This window comes from Iodobacter sp. CM08 (genome assembly GCF_033446605.1).
In the GTDB taxonomy this organism is placed as follows: Bacteria; Pseudomonadota; Gammaproteobacteria; order Burkholderiales; family Chitinibacteraceae; genus Iodobacter.
On record NZ_JAWQUO010000024.1, the window covers coordinates 17,228 to 35,604 of the forward strand.

An 18,377-nucleotide genomic window follows, 5' to 3' on the forward strand; every position below is an offset into this window, starting at 1 on the left:
TTGTATTTTGCAGCCCAAGCCGCCATCTGCCCTAGATGCTTATTAAGGATGCTTAAGATGGAACAATTTGACGGCACTACCATTGTCTCTGTACGCCGTGGGGATTTAGTTGCAGTAGGCGGCGATGGTCAGGTCACGCTGGGGAATGTAGTGATCAAAGGCACGGCTCGCAAAGTGCGTAAGCTTTACAACGATAAAGTGATCGTTGGCTTTGCAGGTGGCACAGCAGATGCTTTCACCTTGTTTGAGCGCTTTGAAACCAAACTAGAAAAACACCAAGGCCACCTCACCCGCGCCGCCGTAGAGCTAGCCAAAGATTGGCGCACCGATCGCATGCTACGCCGCTTAGAAGCGATGCTGATTGTGGCCGATAAAACCGCCACACTGATTATCACCGGTAATGGCGATGTGCTAGAACCCGAGCACGGTATTGCTGCGATAGGCTCTGGCGGTGCATTTGCGCAATCTGCAGCCAGAGCGCTCCTAGAAAACACCGATTTAGCCCCCGATGTGATTGTCAAAAAAGCCCTAGAAATCACTGGCGATATTTGTATCTATACCAATCAAAACCATACCATTGAGACCATGTAAACTAAGGACTCAATTGACGGTAGCTTGGTGCTGAAGAAGCCCAACAATCCTATTAAGAATGTTGGCTTCGCATACTCAGTACCAAGCTACGGTTAGATTAATATCTAATACTAAATCGTGTATTAAGCATATAAACTTTCATCCAGCCTATCACTCCCTTTAAAAAAACCAAGGGCAATCATTCGGCCATAAGTCATGTTATTCAACAAAATAGCCATAGCCAGCTATAAAGAAATGTAAATTTAAGCGGCGATCCATCATGGCAAAACACTTTTCTATTGGCGAACTACGCGTTATTTTGCTAGAGCCATCCCCAGCGCAAAATAAACTGATTACCGCCAAACTAAAACTACTTGGCATTGGCGATATCATTTCTTTTGAGCAAGGCTCACAAGCGCTTGCCTCCTTAAAAATAGACAACAGCCCTAATCTAATTCTCAGTGCCATGTATTTAAAAGACATGACCGGAATAGAGCTACTTACCCAGCTACGCGACAATCCCGATACACAAGACATTGCCTTTATATTAATTTCCAGCGAAACCCAGCCCAAAGTATTAGAGCCGCTTAGGCAGCTTGGCGCTTGTGCCATTATTCCTAAGCCCTTTACCTCAGAAAACCTAGACCATGCGCTTTGTGTATCGCTTGATTATCTATCTGAAGATTTAACGCTAGATCAAGATGATTTAGAGCTAGATATGCTGCGCGTATTACTAGTTGACGATTCTAAAGCAGCACGTAATTACATGCGTAAAGTATTAGAAAACCTAGGCGTGCGTAATATCAAAGAAGCTGGCAATGGCCATGAAGGGGTGCAGCTTTTAGAAGAGAGCGTGTTTGATTTATTAATTACTGACTACAATATGCCCGAAATGGATGGCAAAGAATTAATTGAATTTGTGCGCAAAAATAGCTGGCAAAGCAATATCCCCATCCTGATGGTTTCATCCGAAAGCGATGGTGGCCGCCTTGCCGCCGTTACCCAGGCAGGCGTATCAGGCATCTGCGATAAGCCTTTCGAGCCATCCGTAGTACGCGGCTTACTTGAGCGCATCTTACGTGAGCAACAACCTTAGAGTCTGTTATTGTTTGATTTGCAGCTCAGCTAAGCCAAAATACCGGCTTAGCCGACAGTTTTAAGCTTTTCTACCTATTCCCTAATTCAGCGGTTCATGATTTTGCTGTAAACCGCTAGAATGTCGCCATGTTGCATACACTTACAATCATACGTCAGCTCAATGCTGATGAATTCACCTCCGGCGAAGCCATTGCCAAACAGTTGGGCGTATCACGCTCGGCGGTTTCAGCCGCGCTTAATCGCAGTGCCGATTTTGGTATTGAGCTAGAGCGCCGCCATGGCGTAGGTTATAAACTCACTCAGCCCATTGAATGGCTAGATGTGCCTAGCATCACCCAAACGCTCAGCATTAATAGCCCATTTAGCCTGAATTTAATTGATGAGATTGAATCTACCAACCGCACTTTGCGCCAAGAAAGCGCCGCTGCTGGCTCGGTATTGGCCGCAGAATGGCAAACGGCGGGCCGTGGCCGCCTAGGCCGCCCTTGGGTAGGAAGCTTAGGCGGCAGCTTATTGTTTTCTTTGGTTTGGCGTTTTAATGGCGGGATCAGCCGCTTGGCAGGCTTAAGCCTTGCCGTTGGGATTGCGCTAGCCAGAGCATTAGAGCAACAAGGTTACCATGGCATAGGGCTTAAATGGCCCAATGATTTACTCTGCCCCAAAGGCAAGCTAGCGGGTATTTTGATCGAGCTATCTGGGGACGCTTTAGGCCCTGCAGATGCAGTGATTGGGATTGGCCTTAACTTACGCCTATCCCCAAGCGAGCGCCTACACGCCAATCATGCAGCAGATTTAAGCGATTGCAGCGGGCCTAGCCCTAAGCGAAATCTGCTTTTCGCCAGCATTTTAAATGAGCTAGCCGAGTTATTACCACGCTTTGACCAAGACGGCTTTGCCCCCTTACGCTCAGAGTGGGAAGCCAGACATATTTGGCAGGGCGAGCAGGCAAGATTAATTTCACCAAACGGGCTAGAAAGCAGCGGCAAAATCATTGGCATTGCCGAAGATGGCGCCTTACGCATTGCAGGAGAAAATGGCTTGCAAGTGGTTTATGCTGGCGACATTAGCTTACGTAAGGTAGCAGCAGCGTGAGCTTACTACTAATAGACCTTGGTAATAGCCGAATCAAATGGGCTTATGGCAATCCACCTTGGGCCTCTGTGGGCTATAGCTTTACCCCAGATGTAGCACAATTGCTTCAGCAATTGCTCGCCCTGCCCCGTCCCGATGCCATTCATGGCTGCACGGTTGGCCAGCCTGAAGCGGCACTTTTGCTAGAGCAATTTTGCCAGCAGCAATGGGGCCACAGCATTCAATGGCTAAAGGTAAGCCGCAATGCTTTGGGGATACACAATGCCTATCGCCATTTAGAGCAGCAGGGGCCAGATCGCTGGGCGGCAGTCCTCGGTGCACGCAGCTTGTTTCCTAACCGAGCCTTAGTGATTGCCAGCGCGGGCACCGCACTTACTGTGGATGCACTGACAGAAGACAACGAGTATTTAGGTGGCATGATTTTGCCCGGGTTAAGGCTGATGAAATCTGCCCTTGCCCAGCAAACAGCAAGGCTTACTTTAAGCGAAGGTGCTTTTCATGATTTTCCGCGTTGCACCACCGATGCAATTGAGACTGGCTGTATCAGCGCCATGGCTGGCAGTATTATTGCCATGCAAACGCGTTTAGCCCGCCGAGGCGATACGCCGCTCTGTATTATTTCTGGAGGCGATGCCGCCTTGATCGCCCCCCATTTACCTCATCAACCCATCATCGCCGAACAGCTCGTCCTACACGGGCTGGCTGCACTTGCTCAGGATATTCATCAATGAAATGGTTGTGCGCGCTGCTCCTTGCTGCCAATTTAATCCTTTGGGGCTACAACTCATTGCAAACCAAGCCCGTCAGTACCCGAGCCAATGCGCAGATTAATGCTGATAAAGTAAAATTGGTGGCTAGCTTGCCAGTGATTGTGGTTAATCGCCCTAGCCCAACACCGCTACCTGAGGTTATTACGCCAATTTCTGCCCCAACAGCAACACCCAATTCAATACCAACGCCAAGCCCAACTCCTATTCCAAAAACTACCGTGTGTATGCGTTGGAGTGGCACAGGGCAAGAGCAAAGCGACACCATGCGCCAGCGCCTTAAATCACTCGGTTTAGCCAGCAGCGAAGCCAATATCAGCGGCAAAGTTTGGGTGTATATCCCACCACAAACAGATCTTGAGCTAGCTAATCGCAAAGCCCAGCAGCTTAGCAGCCAGGGCGTGCAAGATTACTACGTGATTAATAATGGTGGCAGATGGCAAAACGCCATCTCACTCGGCGTATTCAGCAGCCGCGAAGGCGCTGAAAGACGTTTGAATGAATTAAAAAACCAAGGAGTAAAATCAGCCGTGGTCAGAGAGCGTGACGACAGCCCATCCCATACCGTGTTTACGCTGCGCAAAATCAGCCCAGAGCAGCAACAAAAACTAGAAAAGCTCAACAGCCAGCTTAAAGGTGCTCAACTGCAAACCAGCAATTGCTCTTAAGCAAATAATGAAGCGGCTGAGGCAATCTTCAGCCTCAGCCCAGCACGATCCGTGGCAATAGCCACGGGGCTGCGGCGGATATAACGGGTAGATAGCGCTCTCGCATCAGCGCAATGCTGTCGTCCGCAAGCAACTCGGGTAGGTTGCCAAGCTCATCGCTACGCGCAAGCAGAGTCAGCTCGCGGCAAAATTCGCCCTCGGGCACGGGTAAGCATTGCACTTCACCTGTTTTGATTCCGCCGTGAAATAAGCAGAGCGGCGTGGTTAGAGTCCAGCCTAAGCCCGCTTTGACCATTTGCAAAATCGCGTAGGAGTTATCCAGCTGCATGCGTAGTGGCGGATGAATGCTCCAGGTTTGTAGCTGGTTTTCAATGCTGCGACCAATCACCGTGGATTGGTTGTAGCGAATAAAATCCAGCGCCGCTGCCAGCGTGCGTAAGCTATTCACTGGGCCTTTAAAATCAAGCGGCAGCACTAAAATAAACGGTTCACGCAGCAGGCGGCGGCGAAATAGCTCGGGGTGGTTAGGCACTGCATCATCAGACAAAATGATATCGACCCGCCGATTAAGCAGGGCATCGGCATGTAGGTGCGATTGCCCAGTCACCATCGACCAGTGCGCAGTGCGGCGCTTAATCGCGGCGACCAGCTCTTTGCCCACGCTAATTGCTAATGAATCCACCAGTGCAATCCGCACATGCTTAAGCGGCGTGGCTTCCTGACGGCGAAACTCCAAACTTACGCGGCGAGCCTCGCTTAATAAGTGCTCCGCCTGCTCATAAAACTTACGCCCTAGCGGTGTCAGCATAGGTGGGCGCTGCGATCGATCGAGCAGCTGCACATGCAATTGCACTTCAAGGTTAGCAATGCTTTGCGAAACGGACGATTGCGTCATCCCCAGCCGCTGCCCCGCCGCCGTCATCCCCCCCGCCTCGACAATCGCGGCAAAGACTTCCAAGCTTTTTAAATCAAAACCAATCGGACTCGCAGCCATGCTGTTTCCATTGCGTTAGTTTTATTCAAAACCACAGAGCACATCAAACTCAACGTTTTAATATGTCCAACTGTAAAATACGCTAAGTCTGGCGTAATTGTAAATACGAGGCTCCACCAGCGATATCAATCTCTGCCTAAATAAAAATTACAAATTCTTACTTATTTTTTTCTAAAATAAAAAGCTACGTATAATGCCATTGACTTAAATTTCAAAAATATCTCATTACAAAAGAAGATTTTTTATGCGTAGATTGATGATTTGTGCCGCATTAATAGCCACCGCCCCTTGTTGGGCAGCCATGGAAATGACTGAAGGGCAATTACAAAATGGCCTGCATTATTTCGTAAAAGAAAACCAAGAGCCTGCCGGAAAAGTAGAGCTACGGCTGGTGGTTAAAGTGGGTTCGCGTCATGAATTAAAGGATGAAAAAGGCATTGCGCATTTAGTAGAGCATATGGCGTTTCGCCGCACCCGCCATTTTGCGCCAGGTGAGATCAACGCTTTTTTTAATGACCAAGGTATGCGCTGGAGAAACGACAGTAACGCTTGGACCAACTGGGAAGAAACGGTTTATCACTTTACCGTGAATAAATCCGAGCTGCCACGCGCCTTACAGCTGCTCGCCGACTGGGGCAGCGGCATAGCGTTTGATCCTAAGGAGCTGGCAACCGAGCGCCAGATTGTGCTGGATGAGCAACGTATGCGAGAAAACGCTCAGCAGTTTTGGATGGAGTACGCCGACGCGCTCTACCCAGGGCGAGAATACAGCCAGCATATGCCGATTGGAGAGACAGAAGTTATTCAAAGCTTAGCGCTAGCACGTATCGCCGCTTTTTATAAGCGCAATTACATTGCCCCAAGAATGAGCGTCATTGTGGTGGGCGATGTTGCTGGGCTGACGACCGAGGCGCTAATCCAAGAAAAATTCAAAGGTATCCCAGCAGGCCCAATACCACAGACACAGCCCCTTCCCAAGGCCACACAAACCTTGCAATTATTTAGCCAAGATAGAATGGAAGGACTCGCCAAACCCATTGTGTCTTGGGGCTGGGTCGAAGAGTGGAATGGCATCCCTTCCGAAGAGGGAATGCAGCGTGATTACTTGCGTTCACTGGCTTTGCAGATTGTGCAAAGACGCCTGCAAGCCCTAGATGGCAATGTCTACAGCTCTGCCAGCATGTATCGAGATGACAATCTACCGCATGTGCAGCAATGGACACTTGCACTCGATGCCCTACCTGGCAAAGAAAAGCCTGCTCTGGAAGCACTGCTCTTTGCCGCCGAGCAAGCTCGCCGCACTGGTGTTTCTGCCGATGAGTTAAAAGAAGTGATGCAACTGGAACGTGCTAACTATCAAATCAAGCAGGTGCAAAACAACCAGCAGCTTGCAGATGTTTTGCTTAATCATGTGCTGCAAGGTTTTAACACCGATACCCCGCAAGAATGGCTGAACCGGCTCAATGAACAAGAAAAAACAGCGACACCGGAAAGTGTACAAAAAGCGCTGGATGAGTTGATGAAGAGCCCTAGTCAAATCGTCAAAATCTTCCGCCCCCGTGGCGATAGCTCGGCACATCATGGCGTGTTTGATAACAGCGATTTAATCGCCATTCAAACCGAAGTAAAGCAGCGCAGCTTTAGGGATGGTGCACGCAAGATCAAGCCCGTGCAATTAATGGCCAAGCAACCGAGCGCTGGCAAAATTGTGAGCACAGAAAAAATTGCCGGAGGTGGAGTCTGGCGGCTGGAAAACGGCATGGAGGTGATATGGCAGCAAGCTGAAGCAGGCGAAAAACAAATTGGCCTTCATTTGCGCAGCAAAGGGGGCTTATTAGCGCTTCCTAAAAAACTACAACTCGCTGGTGCAGTATTAGCTAACTATCAGTCCAGAGTGGGTTTGAATGGGGTGAACCCTTTACAACTGAGGGATGTACTCGCTGGGCACACCGCCACTTTGCAATCCTATGTGAGCATAGACGAGGCAGGAGCAAGTGGGCTGGCAGCCAACGAAGACTTAGAGCTGGTATTACAAATGCTCTATCTAGGCCTACAAAAACCAGCAACAGATCATCAGCAACGCCAAGAAGTCACTGATCAATTACAAGGCTGGCTTAATCAGCATAATGATTTAAGCGCCTTACTGGCTCATGGCGAAACGTGGCCTTGGCGTAATAACTGGTCAGCAAGTGACTTTAAGCTACTAACTACAGCGGATATTCAGCAGGCCCATGCGATGCTGCTTGGGGAGCCAAAAAATCTGCGCTTAGTACTCACTGGAATCAAAAACCCAGCAGAAGTTGCCCCGCTGATTGAGCGTTATTTGGCCAGTTTAGAGCCAGCAAAAGAGCGCGCCGATTTGCAGCCCATCTCAGCGATGCCACTCAAGCCCTTGCATGTGATGGGCTCCGTTGCACAATCAGAAGCCTTTCTTAACTGGCGTTTCGTAACTCCACAAAAAATCGGCGCTCGGGATCTTGTGCTAGCCAGCGCGCTTGCCGATGTCATCCAACAAAGATTATTACCCGTATTACGCTTTGACGGTGGCTTAAGCTACTCGGTTTCTAGCGATGCACAAGTCACGCCAGGTGAGGGAGTCGTCCTTTCTCTAGCGAACAATGGCCCTGCGATGCAATGCCAGGAGATGGTCGCCAAAACCACCGGCGTGCTGCATGAGCTGGCTAAAAATGGCCCAAGCGCAGCGGAAGTCGCTAGCAGCCTTGATCTAGCCAACAAGCAAGAGCAAGACCGCCTGCAAAAACCCGCCTTTAAGGCACAAAGATTGAGCTTTAACTGGATATACGGCGATGGCATGCGTGATTTAAAGCCAGACTTTAGCCAAGTGCTGACGCAGGCCAAGCTTAAAGACGCCGCCCAACGCTGGATAAACTATGACGCAGCCTATCTCTATGCCCAAGGCTGCAAACATAACTTTAGCAATGAGGAGCTGGCTGCAATGTGGAAGTAGCGGCTTTGTAGATTGGGTATGATGTTGTGCCTGGGCTGCAGATGCATGACCGCGTGGGCATAAAAACACCCTGATTATGCCTCTTGCTCATTTTTTGTCGTTTGTCTGAGCATATCAACGTGAATAGAGTTAACTCGTAGGGGCGCTGCTTGCTGCCCCCCTACAGTATATTGGCCAGAAACCTTAAGCCATCCCCAACCAATCTCTATCACACAAAAAATCGCTATATAGACGCGCTTCTGGGCTGCCTGCCTCTGGGTGGTAATCGTAGCGCCAGTTCACCACGGGTGGCATGGACATCAGGATAGATTCGGTGCGCCCTCCTGATTGCAAGCCAAATAAAGTGCCACGATCAAATACCAGATTAAATTCTACATAACGACCACGGCGGTAAGACTGCCAATCCCGTTCACGCGCGCCGTATTCGGCGTCTTCGTGGCGCTCCACGATTGGCACATAGGCGGGTAAAAAGGCATTGCCTACACTTTGCATCATGGCAAAGCTAGCCTCAAAACCGGAGGCGTTGTAATCATCAAAAAAGATGCCGCCAATGCCACGCGGCTCATTGCGGTGTTTTAAGTGGAAATAACGATCGCACCACGCTTTAAACTGGGGATAAAGCTGCACGCCAAAAGGATCGAGCGCGTCTTTGCAGGCTTGATGAAAATGTACCGCATCCGCTTCCAGCCCGTAATAGGGGGTGAGATCCATACCGCCACCAAACCACCATACATCTTGCTCGCCGTCTTTATAGGCACGGAATAAGCGCACATTCATATGCACGGTAGGGATATAAGGATTGCGTGGATGCAGCACCAGCGATACGCCCATCGCTTCAAAAGCACGCCCTGCCAGCTCGGGGCGACCGGCGCTGGCAGATGGCGGCAGTGCATCCCCCATCACATGCGAGAAATTTACCCCGCCACGCTCAAACAAGTTGCCGCCTTCGATCACCCGCGTCATACCGCCGCCGCCGCCCGCCCTTTCCCACTGATCGGTATGAAAAGTAGAGCCATCGAGCTGCTCCAAGGTGGCCACAATGTTTTGTTGCAGGCTTAAAAGGTAATCTTTTACGGCAGTTGAATTCATTATGATCCCCATATATCTGTAGGGGCACGGCATGCCGTGCCATTAATGCCGCGCAAAAAACAGGCTGCCCCTTGAGGCAGCCTGTTCATCATGGGCATACAAGCTAGCATTAAGCCGCTTGCTCTGGCGCATCATGCTTAATTTCTTTGATTCGGTTATCGCCATCCACAAACACCAGCTGCGGGTGAAAGTTGGCGATTTCGGCTTCTTCAAACTGAGCAAAGGTGGCGATAATCAGTAAATCACCCACTGCAGCACGGCGCGCAGCCGAGCCATTGACCGAAATAATCCCCGAGCCACGTTCAGCCTTAATGGCGTAGGTAGAGAAACGCTCGCCGTTATCCACATTCCAGATATGAATCTGCTCGTGCACCAAGATATTGGCGGCTTCAAGTAGATTTTCATCAATCGCACACGAGCCTTCGTAATGCAGCTCCGAATGAGTGGTGGTACAGCGATGAATTTTCGATTTAAGCAGGGAGCGTTGCATGGCGTTTCTCCAGCCCGTTTCTGGGCAGGGCTGTTTCAGAAGGGATCAGATTATAATCCCAGAAACGGTGATTGGACAGGGTAAGGTTTAAATCAATTGACGCATCGCAGCAATTTACAATCTTGCGACGATTTAAACTTACTAGCCTCGATAAATAAAGCAGCCATCTAGCAAAAATTCTCCATCTGCCACGCGGGCATCGGGGGAAACACGGTCAAAGTTTAATTGCTGACCATCAACCACCACCCACGCAGGAATAGGCTTTGCCTGATAGCTGCCGATCACTTCAATAGCGCGCTGTATATTTGCGGGACTAATCACCCGAGGTGCCGGGCTGGCAGCCACCGGCGTGGTTTCAGGCTCACGTGGTGCAGCAGCAGCTTCAATCTCGGCCGCTTGCAAGGGCAAATTACGTAAATACAAATTAAAAGCAAATTGCGGCAAGATCAGCCGACGTACTTTTTTGTCATCATCAATAATGCAACACACACCGAACTCTGCATCACATTTAGGGCAATGCGCTTTGGCTGCGATGGCAATATGGTTTTCTACCAAACGCGCAATGCCGAGCATATCATTGGCTTGTAACATTTCTCCACAGCTCACGCAGGGTTTAGAGAATTGTTTAACCAGCGTGCCATTTTTAAACTTTAATGGCAGGCATTGCTTAAGGCGTTGATTAGGTAGCATTTATGATCATCATAGTGTGTTAAACAGGGAGTGAGGACTAGAGAGCAGGGAATAAAACGGCCCCCACCCTCCCATTATCCCCGCCTTTAAATCGTTGCCATACGCGTTTCAAGCAGCAGCTCTAGTAAGTCAATTTTCATCACTTGTAGGCTGACCGTTGTGCCCGCTGGTAGTTCCGGTATACCTGCACGAATCACTAAAGGCATGCCATCTACCCGCACCAAATTTTCTTTTATCACCACGGCGGTAATTTCGCGTTTGTTTTCTTGCTGTAACCAACGCAAACACCAGTATCGTTCCATCTTATCTTGTAATTCGGCGTAAGCTGCATAAGCAGTATCAAAACTTCCGATAATCGAATACAACTCGGCATCATTCTTTTGGAAACGTGGCTTAGTATTGCCCAGCAAAGCCAATAATTGCAGCTGATTCACGTAATCCACAGCACGGCGTAACGGTGAAGAGGCCCAAGAGTAGCACTCTACACCTAGCCCAATATGCGGGCCTGCCTGTGTAGTTAGGCGCACACGCCCACCATTTTGGCCGCGATAAATCCCCGCCACTTGGCCCTGCATTAAATCCTTGCCCCAAGTGCTATTGGCTAAAATCATTAGCTCGGCAACTAGCTTATCCATTGGCGCGCCACGTTTACGCGGCACAATGCGCACCCGTTTTGCCCCATCCATATCATCAATATAGAAGCTGTAGTCAATTTTAAGCGGCACGCTTGGATCAGCCTTGCCACGTCGCCCTTCTAAGGCACCCGCAAAATGCCAAAGAAAGGTGATTTCTTCTTTCCACGGAAAATCAGGCGCACCTTCTTTGCCTGCGGTATTTTCATTGAATACTGGCTCTAGTTGTTCGTGGCGCAAATTAGCGGCAATCGGCACCATTTCAACCACGCTACGATGCGATAGCACATCAAAGCCCAGCGACAACTCTAAATACATGCTGAGCGCTGGGCAGGTTTTACCTTCTTGCAGGGTAAACACCTCCACCACTTCATTAGGCAACATGGTGATCTTATCGCCAGGCATATACACGGTAGATAGACGATCCAGAATGATTTTATCTACATCAGAGCCCGCCGCAATACCCAAGGCAGGCGCGGCGATATGGATGCCCACCTGCCAATTACCATTGGGCAGACGCTTTAAACTGAAGGCATCGTCAATCTCAGTAGTGGTGGAATCATCAATACTAAAGGCTTGCACATCAGCCACCGGCAAATCTGCAGGGCAGCTTACTGGCTCAGTGGGGGCAAAGCCTCGGCCTTTTGGGAAAGACTCAGCCAAAAAGCCATCCAGCAGATAAGCGCCTACATCGGGAATCGCACCGATTTTTTCCATCAGGCGTAGCGGTGAGGTTTGCATTGCATCGCTTGCTGCCGCCAGTGTTTTCCACTCTAGCGTGTTTTTATCAGGGCGATGTAATAACTTGCTAACAAGGGGAATAAATGACTCTGGCAAAGCGCCCGCTTGCAGCTCGGCCTGCCAGATCGCCATTTGCTCGGCTTCTTTTTTCTTTTTTTCTAAGCCCGCCAGAGCGGCTTTTAGATTGTCTTCAGGAGCGGCCTTATAGTGACCACGGCCCTTACGGTAAAAATACATAGGCGCTGCGTGTAGACGAATTAACGCTGCCGCTTGCTGCTGCACCGATGGATTCGCACCAAAGTATTCTGCGGCAATATCATTAAACGCAAATTCTTCAGCACCACAACATTCCCACAGAAAATCGATATCAATTTCATCCGCTGCGGCCTGAGCCGCTTTTAGGAAGTCATCCAAGCTAATCCGCTCAAAGCGCAGCAGCACATTGGCCGCCTTCACTTTAAAACGCTTACCACGGGTATCTTCAAGCATCAGGCTTGCCGCCTGCTCTTCCTTGATGGTGGCTACCTTGAAATTACCATCTTCCTCAAAAAAAACATTCATTCGCACGCCGCCAGCAATCATTAAGTGTTAGCCGAGCATTATAACAAGGTCCGACCTACACCGCTTGACGGCAGGCTTGCAAAGCATAAGGGATAAAAAATATCGTCCACGTAAAGCACAAATGTAAGGGCGCTGCTTGCTGCGCCCTACTCCTGAGCATGTGCTACCGCGTGGGAACAGATGCCCACCCTACTCGCCGCCCAATTGCGCCAGCAGCTCGGTCTGATGCTCGTTGACCAAGGCTTGGGTCAGGTCGTTCATGTCGCCATCCATAATGTAATCAAGCTTATACAGCGTCAGATTGATGCGGTGATCGGTCATACGGCCCTGCGGGAAGTTATAAGTGCGGATACGCTCGGACCGATCGCCAGAGCCCACCAGTGATTTACGCTGAGCGGCTTCAACGGCGTGGCGTTCGCGGTCTTGCACGTCTTTAATGCGGGCGGCCAGCACCGATAAGGCGCGGGCTTTATTTTTGTGCTGGCTTCGATCATCCTGGCATTCCACCACAATGCCGCTTGGGATATGCGTTACCCGCACCGCCGAATCGGTTTTGTTAATGTGCTGACCACCGGCCCCGCTGGCACGGAAGGTATCGATGCGTAAATCGGCGGGGTTGATATGAATTTCTTCTGCTTCATCCGCTTCTGCCATTACCGCCACGGTACACGCCGAGGTGTGAATCCGCCCTTGGGTTTCGGTAGCTGGCACGCGTTGCACCCGATGCGCACCGGATTCAAACTTCAGCCATGAATATGCGCCAAAGCCCACAATGCGGGCGATAATTTCGCGGTAGCCGCCCAGATCAGATTCACTGGCCGATACCACTTCTACCTGCCAGCGATTACGCTCAGCAAAGCGGCTATACATGCGGAATAAATCCCCAGCAAATAGTGCCGCTTCGTCCCCGCCCGTACCGGCACGGATTTCCAAAAAGATATTACGCTCGTCATTAGGATCTTTTGGCAGCAGCGCTTTTTGCAGCTCGATTTCTAAAGCCTCGATGCGCACTTTGCCTTCTTTGATTTCTTCTTCGGCCATATCCCGCATATCAGGATCAGCCAGCATTTCTGTGGCATCGGCTATATCGGTTTCAATTTGCGTAAAGCGGTGATAAAGCGCCACCACCGGCTCTAATTCCGCGCGCTCTTTTGTTAGCTTGCGATAGCTATTCATATCGCGGGTGGCTTCTTCTGTAGCAAGTAAGGCGTCGACTTCTTCAAGGCGGTCAGCAAGTTGCGCCAATTTGGCGGCAATAGAAGGTTTCATTTCAGTTCCACGAAATATTTAATGATCTTAAAAACAGATCTGTAGACAGGTAGGTTGGCGCTGAGTGCAACGAAGCCCAACATTGCAGTGTGAATGTTGGGCTTCGCAAGCTCAGCACCAACCTACAAATTTGCTCTATAGGTTTTTTAAAGCGAATAAAAGCGCAGCTACTCGTGCAGACGGTAGAGGCGGCGTACGGTGGCGAGGGTGTTTTCTTGATCTTCGGGCAGCACGTTATTTAAGGCAGCCAGTGGCGCGTGCATAAATTTATTCGCCATTTGCCGCGAGAACTCTTCTAATACCGCTGCGGCGTTTTCGCCAGCGGCTAGTTTTTTATGCGCTTTTTCTAATTCATGCCGCGCAATTCTATCGGCATAATCTTTTAAATCACGGATAGTTGGCACCAAGGCGCGGCTAGCTACCCAGCGATGAAAATCTCCTACTCGCTCGCAAATAATTGCTTCGGCAGATTCTACTTCGCCCGCCCGAGATTCTTGCCCTTGGCGGACTACTTCGGCCAAATCGTCCACCGTATACAGATAAACATCGGATAAATCGCCCACTTCGGCTTCTACATCACGCGGCACGGCTAAATCCACCATAAACATCGGGCGGCGCTTACGCTCTTTGAGTGCGCGCTCTACCATACCCTTGCCCACAATCGGCAAGGGTGCTGCGGTGGAGGTCACCACGATATCAAATTCGGCTAATCGAAAAGGTAAATCTGAAAGTAGTATCGCCTCGCCACCAAACTGATTAGCGAGTGCTTGGCCGCGCTCAATAGTGCGATTAGCCACGGCAATATGCTTAGGGTTACGCGCATGAAAGTGCGTAGCGCAGAGCTCGATCATTTCGCCTGCGCCGATAAACAGCACCTTACAGGATGCCACCGAAGGGAATAATCGCTCAGCTAAGCGCACCGATGCGGCGGCCATAGAAACCGAGGCTGCGCCAATACGGGTTTGCGAGCGCACTTCTTTAGCCACAGAAAACGCACGTTGAAACACGCCATTCAGTAACACACCCATCGTGCCCGCATCACGCGCAAAGCGCTCGGCGTCTTTAAGCTGGCCTAAAATCTGTGTTTCACCCAGCACCATCGAATCTAAACCACTGGCCACCCGAAACGCATGCGTTGCCGCCTCGCCACCATTGAGCAAATACAGATGCGGCTCAATATCTTGGATGCTGTGCCCACGCGTTTGTGCCAGCCACGCCAAAACTTGCTGTGGCTCACGCGTATTACAGTAAAGCTCGGTGCGATTACAGGTAGACACAATGGCGGCTTCTGTTACGCCATGTTCTGCACTCAGCATGGCTAAAGCGGCCGGTAATTCTGCTGGAGTAAACGCGAGCCTCTCCCTGACTGCAACAGGCGCAGTATGGTAATTCACTCCGAGAACAAGCAGATTCATAAGGATTTATCAGCAGCGGGCGAAAGAAAACCGCCCATTTTACCCTGAAACGGTAAGCAACTCACGGCGAAGTGGCGAATGCCATTCTGCATAATTCGGCTTGACCTTTTAGCTGAAGCTCTCATCGCCAATTTAGCACTGTAAAAACGGATGCATCATTGGCAAACAAAGAGTGAGAAAGAAGCAAGCAAGAATAAGTAATGCCGCCTGCATTCCAATTAACACCTAAGAAGGCTCTAAACACGTTGTCATGCATGACCAACAAGGATCGAAGAGCTCCCTTAAGCATTAAACGGCAAGGCTAGCCGCCTTATTCCACCTGATACTCAAATAAATCGTAGCCCATTTGCTGCTCTATTAATTTACCCGCTCGCATCAGCATTTCACCGTTTATGGTTAAAACAGATAACTCACGCTTGGCAATATAGCTTCCCTTTGGCGTGAGCATCATGGCTGATTGTTTTAAAGCGGGGATTTCAGGGAGCAGCAAGCCGGGTTGATATTCCACCCCTGCTAAGCCTATCGTTGGTCTAAACATTACGGCAGAGGCGCGCACGGTCATAATCTGCAAGCCAATTTCAAGCTCGTGGCTATTCATTTGTTGCAACCAACGCACCGATGCAATCATCCAGTTCTCGCTACCCTGCGCCCGCAATGCCACGATTTCTCCTGCCCGCACGCGCTCAACGGGGATGTGTTCTGCAGAAACTGCATAACCTCCGGGGCTTTCATTGACTACTTTCCAGTGTGTAATCGGCAATTCTTCGTTTACGCTGCTCGGCTCAGCGTCTTCCAGTAAATTTTCTTCTGGCTCAAGCAAGGCATGGCCCGCATTCACGCACAGCACGGCAGCCCTAATGCCAATGCAAAGATCCACCGGCGTATCAGAAGCAATTCTTTGGAAAGTGCGCTTGGCAGAAATGGTCCACTGCCTGCAGACCCGACGCAAGATTTCTATCCACATTAAAACTTTACTGCGATCATTTGCCATAGGCGCTTTAATTTCTAAAGCCACTAAGGATTTATGCAATTGCCGCACTAATTCTGAAGTATCCAGCAAGACGCCCCCGCCTAAATACCCTTCCATAGTACGAGCGCCGATATATTGCGGAGCCTTATCTTCATCCAAGCTCACTAAGAAAAAACCTGCCGAGCTGCCCAATTGGGATACTGGTTGAAAATGCGCATAACCTGCGTAATTTTCAACAATTTCAATGACTTTATCGAGCTCAAGCCCAGAAAAGCGCTGCGGCTCTGATAAAGCCAGTAGCAAAATGTATTTATACGTACGTGCCACACTTGGGGCGTTTTTGTCGCTGGTGGTTTGCTCAATCAGCTGCGACTCAACGGCATAGCGAAACAACTTATGCATCTCTAGCCAAATTCCCTCAGGCACAGGCATATACACCCGATAGCTAAGCTGAGAGAGGCGATAATATTGCGCTAATATTTTTTGAATCAGCACTGGGGCCAATTTGGTATTGCCAAAGGCGAAACGCTTATCCAAGCGATCGGTGAGGGCTATTTTATAACCATCAGCCAATTCCAAATACAGGCGACGCGCCAATAAGGCCGCCGTTTGCGCTTGATCTTTTAGTGGCAAACCTGGCACGCGATAGACCAGCTCCAAACCACCTGACAGTAACTCTAAGGCGGTAGCGTATTCATCCAGTAATTTAATTCGATCATCAGGGCCGATTTTTACCCGATTGCACGCCGTCAATGCATCACACATTTGCCGCCCTGCCCCAAGTGGATTTGCCATAGGCAAAGCAATTAACCACTCACGTAAACGCTTGGGGTTAGTTTCCACACTACTTGCGAGATTAGGATCGCAATCCGGCAACTTAAGCGACAGCAACATCAATAAACTCCGACTTCTTTTGTTCTGCAGCATCCAGCGCAGCCAACGTGCCTGCTAATAGCTGAGCTGCTTCTTCATCAGATACGCAATAAGGGGGCATAAAATAAACTGTATTGCCAATAGGTCTGAGTAATAGCCCTTGTGCTAAAGCTGCGGCAAAAAAGCGTTGCGCAAAGCCAGGTGCAGCATCTATCACATCAAAAGCCCAAATCATCCCCGTGCGCCGATAATGACTCACCCTAGGATGTGCGGCCAGAGGGGCAAAGATGGCATCCCAACGCAAAGCTTTACTGGCATTACTGGCAATGATGTCGTCCGATTCAAAAATATCCAATACCGCCAAAGCAGCAGCACAAGCCAAGGGATTACCGGTGTAGGAGTGCGAATGCAAAAATGCGCGGCTAATATCATCGTGATAAAAAGCGGCATAAATTTCATCTTTACTCAGCACCACTGCCAAGGGCAAAAAGCCCCCCGTAATCCCCTTAGAAAGACAAAGAAAGTCCGGCTTAATATTGGCCTGCTCACAAGCAAACATAGACCCTGTTCGGCCAAAACCCACAGCAATTTCATCGCTAATCAGGTGGACACCATAAAAATCACATAGCGCACGGGCTTTTTGTAAGTAAAGCGCGTCATACATCGCCATCCCCGCCGCGCCTTGCACCAGCGGCTCTACAATCAGTGCGGCAATCTCTTGATGATGGGCCGCCAGTGTGGCTTCTAACGATTGAGCAGCCCGCTCGGCCACGCCTGCTGCAGATTCACCCTCTGCGGCTTGACGTGCATCAGGGTTCATTACTACCAAATTGTCTCGCACTAAAGACGCGTAAGCTTCCCGAAAAATAGGCACATCGGTCACGGACAAAGCCCCTGCCGTCTCCCCGTGATAGCTATTTTCTAAATACACAAAGCGGTTTTTTTGCGGCTGACCCAGATTACGCCAGTAATGCACCGACATTTTGAGCGCCACTTCAATCGCCGAAGCGCCATCAGAGCCATAAAATGCATGGCCTAAGCCGGTTAGTTTGGCTAAGCGCTCGGATAACTCCACCACCGGCGGATGGGTAAACCCCGCCAGCATCACATGTTCTAGGCGATCCATTTGTTGGCTAATCGCGGCTTTAATTCTAGGCTCACCATGGCCAAATAAATTTACCCACCAGCTAGAAACCGCATCTAAATAAGCCTTGCCATCTACATCGTAAAGCCATGCCCCTTGGGCACGGGTGATTGCGATCAGCGGAAAACTTTCGTGCCGCTTCATTTGCGTACATGGATGCCATACCGCAGCTAAGCTTCGTGCCAGTAAATTAGAATGATTCATATCAATATATAAAGCTTCGGATAAGCTATTTTAGCTCAGACTGATCAATACCCTAGCAAAATCCATGCTTGCCGATACTACTTAGCCGCAGATATGACGCAGTAAAACTCAAATATTGAACCACAGAGAACACAGAGGGCAT

At 49.8% G+C, this 18,377-nt stretch carries 15 protein-coding genes; 6 read left to right on the forward strand and 9 right to left on the reverse strand.

Translation table 11 applies throughout. The features are described 5' to 3' along the window. The first annotated feature begins 57 nt into the window (after positions 1-57). From hslV to R6242_RS14490, 5 genes are all read left to right on the forward strand, one after another. The gene (gene hslV, locus R6242_RS14470; protein ID WP_130105407.1) at positions 58-591 is read left to right on the forward strand and encodes an ATP-dependent protease subunit HslV; all 534 of its coding nucleotides are present in this window, start codon (positions 58-60) and stop codon (positions 589-591) included. Positions 592-850: 259 nt separating this feature from the next. Further along, on the forward strand, positions 851-1,666 hold the full coding sequence (locus R6242_RS14475; RefSeq protein ID WP_318428017.1) for a response regulator: 816 nt from the start codon (positions 851-853) through the stop codon (positions 1,664-1,666). 128 nt (positions 1,667-1,794) lie between these two features. Next, positions 1,795-2,760: a biotin--[acetyl-CoA-carboxylase] ligase gene (locus R6242_RS14480; RefSeq protein WP_318428020.1), complete on the forward strand. Its 966-nt coding sequence runs from the start codon at positions 1,795-1,797 to the stop codon at positions 2,758-2,760. Continuing rightward, positions 2,757-3,491 (forward strand): type III pantothenate kinase, encoded by a 735-nt coding sequence (locus tag R6242_RS14485; RefSeq protein ID WP_318428023.1) that lies wholly within the window; start codon positions 2,757-2,759, stop codon positions 3,489-3,491. The genes R6242_RS14480 and R6242_RS14485 overlap by 4 nt, the downstream gene beginning before the upstream one ends. Continuing rightward, positions 3,488-4,195, forward strand: coding sequence for an SPOR domain-containing protein (locus R6242_RS14490; RefSeq protein ID WP_318428025.1), 708 nt, complete (start codon positions 3,488-3,490; stop codon positions 4,193-4,195). Before R6242_RS14485 ends, R6242_RS14490 begins: the two co-directional genes overlap by 4 nt. A gap of 34 nt (positions 4,196-4,229) precedes the next feature. Here R6242_RS14490 and R6242_RS14495 read toward each other — a convergent pair whose 3' ends face one another. After that, positions 4,230-5,189 (reverse strand): LysR family transcriptional regulator, encoded by a 960-nt coding sequence (locus R6242_RS14495; protein WP_318428027.1) that lies wholly within the window; start codon positions 5,187-5,189, stop codon positions 4,230-4,232. Positions 5,190-5,433: 244 nt separating this feature from the next. Here R6242_RS14495 and R6242_RS14500 point away from each other — a divergent pair, with 244 nt between their 5' ends. Then, positions 5,434-8,157: an insulinase family protein gene (locus R6242_RS14500; RefSeq protein WP_318428029.1), complete on the forward strand. Its 2,724-nt coding sequence runs from the start codon at positions 5,434-5,436 to the stop codon at positions 8,155-8,157. Between the two features lie 183 nt (positions 8,158-8,340). Here the strand turns inward: R6242_RS14500 and hemF are convergent, their stop codons facing one another. The 8 genes from hemF to R6242_RS14540 all read right to left on the reverse strand — a co-directional run bounded on the left by hemF (position 8,341) and on the right by R6242_RS14540 (position 18,235). Further along, positions 8,341-9,252, reverse strand: a complete 912-nt coding sequence (hemF, locus tag R6242_RS14505) for an oxygen-dependent coproporphyrinogen oxidase (RefSeq protein WP_412100252.1) — start codon at positions 9,250-9,252, stop codon at positions 8,341-8,343. A gap of 103 nt (positions 9,253-9,355) precedes the next feature. Next, positions 9,356-9,736 (reverse strand): aspartate 1-decarboxylase, encoded by a 381-nt coding sequence (gene panD / locus R6242_RS14510; RefSeq protein ID WP_130105415.1) that lies wholly within the window; start codon positions 9,734-9,736, stop codon positions 9,356-9,358. A 141-nt stretch (positions 9,737-9,877) separates the two neighbouring features. Further along, positions 9,878-10,426, reverse strand: a complete 549-nt coding sequence (locus R6242_RS14515) for a hypothetical protein (protein ID WP_318428036.1) — start codon at positions 10,424-10,426, stop codon at positions 9,878-9,880. A gap of 86 nt (positions 10,427-10,512) precedes the next feature. Next, the gene (locus tag R6242_RS14520) at positions 10,513-12,360 is read right to left on the reverse strand and encodes a ribonuclease catalytic domain-containing protein (protein ID WP_318428039.1); all 1,848 of its coding nucleotides are present in this window, start codon (positions 12,358-12,360) and stop codon (positions 10,513-10,515) included. A gap of 189 nt (positions 12,361-12,549) precedes the next feature. Then, positions 12,550-13,629, reverse strand: coding sequence for a peptide chain release factor 1 (gene prfA / locus R6242_RS14525; RefSeq protein WP_318428041.1), 1,080 nt, complete (start codon positions 13,627-13,629; stop codon positions 12,550-12,552). A gap of 167 nt (positions 13,630-13,796) precedes the next feature. Further along, the gene (hemA, locus tag R6242_RS14530; protein ID WP_318428044.1) at positions 13,797-15,044 is read right to left on the reverse strand and encodes a glutamyl-tRNA reductase; all 1,248 of its coding nucleotides are present in this window, start codon (positions 15,042-15,044) and stop codon (positions 13,797-13,799) included. A gap of 310 nt (positions 15,045-15,354) precedes the next feature. Beyond that, complete coding sequence (locus tag R6242_RS14535) at positions 15,355-16,908, reverse strand: hypothetical protein (protein ID WP_318428046.1); 1,554 nt, start codon at positions 16,906-16,908, stop codon at positions 15,355-15,357. After that, positions 16,892-18,235 carry an adenosylmethionine--8-amino-7-oxononanoate transaminase gene (locus R6242_RS14540; RefSeq protein ID WP_318428048.1) on the reverse strand — a complete coding sequence of 448 codons (1,344 nt, stop codon included), beginning with the start codon at positions 18,233-18,235 and terminating at the stop codon, positions 16,892-16,894. Before R6242_RS14540 ends, R6242_RS14535 begins: the two co-directional genes overlap by 17 nt. Positions 18,236-18,377: the final 142 nt, after the last annotated feature.

Excerpts from the sequence above, each read along its gene's own strand:
- R6242_RS14495 (WP_318428027.1), bottom strand. The coding sequence starts at position 5,189 with ATGGCTGCGAGTCCGATTGGTTTTGATTTAAAAAGCTTGGAAGTCTTT.
- R6242_RS14480 (WP_318428020.1), top strand. The coding sequence starts at position 1,795 with ATGTTGCATACACTTACAATCATACGTCAGCTCAATGCTGATGAATTC.
- R6242_RS14515 (WP_318428036.1), bottom strand. The coding sequence starts at position 10,426 with ATGCTACCTAATCAACGCCTTAAGCAATGCCTGCCATTAAAGTTTAAA.
- panD (WP_130105415.1), bottom strand. The coding sequence starts at position 9,736 with ATGCAACGCTCCCTGCTTAAATCGAAAATTCATCGCTGTACCACCACT.
- R6242_RS14475 (WP_318428017.1), top strand. The coding sequence starts at position 851 with ATGGCAAAACACTTTTCTATTGGCGAACTACGCGTTATTTTGCTAGAG.
- hslV (WP_130105407.1), top strand. The coding sequence starts at position 58 with ATGGAACAATTTGACGGCACTACCATTGTCTCTGTACGCCGTGGGGAT.
- R6242_RS14520 (WP_318428039.1), bottom strand. The coding sequence starts at position 12,360 with ATGAATGTTTTTTTTGAGGAAGATGGTAATTTCAAGGTAGCCACCATC.
- R6242_RS14535 (WP_318428046.1), bottom strand. The coding sequence starts at position 16,908 with ATGTTGCTGTCGCTTAAGTTGCCGGATTGCGATCCTAATCTCGCAAGT.
- prfA (WP_318428041.1), bottom strand. The coding sequence starts at position 13,629 with ATGAAACCTTCTATTGCCGCCAAATTGGCGCAACTTGCTGACCGCCTT.
- R6242_RS14490 (WP_318428025.1), top strand. The coding sequence starts at position 3,488 with ATGAAATGGTTGTGCGCGCTGCTCCTTGCTGCCAATTTAATCCTTTGG.
- R6242_RS14540 (WP_318428048.1), bottom strand. The coding sequence starts at position 18,235 with ATGAATCATTCTAATTTACTGGCACGAAGCTTAGCTGCGGTATGGCAT.
- R6242_RS14500 (WP_318428029.1), top strand. The coding sequence starts at position 5,434 with ATGCGTAGATTGATGATTTGTGCCGCATTAATAGCCACCGCCCCTTGT.
- hemA (WP_318428044.1), bottom strand. The coding sequence starts at position 15,044 with ATGAATCTGCTTGTTCTCGGAGTGAATTACCATACTGCGCCTGTTGCA.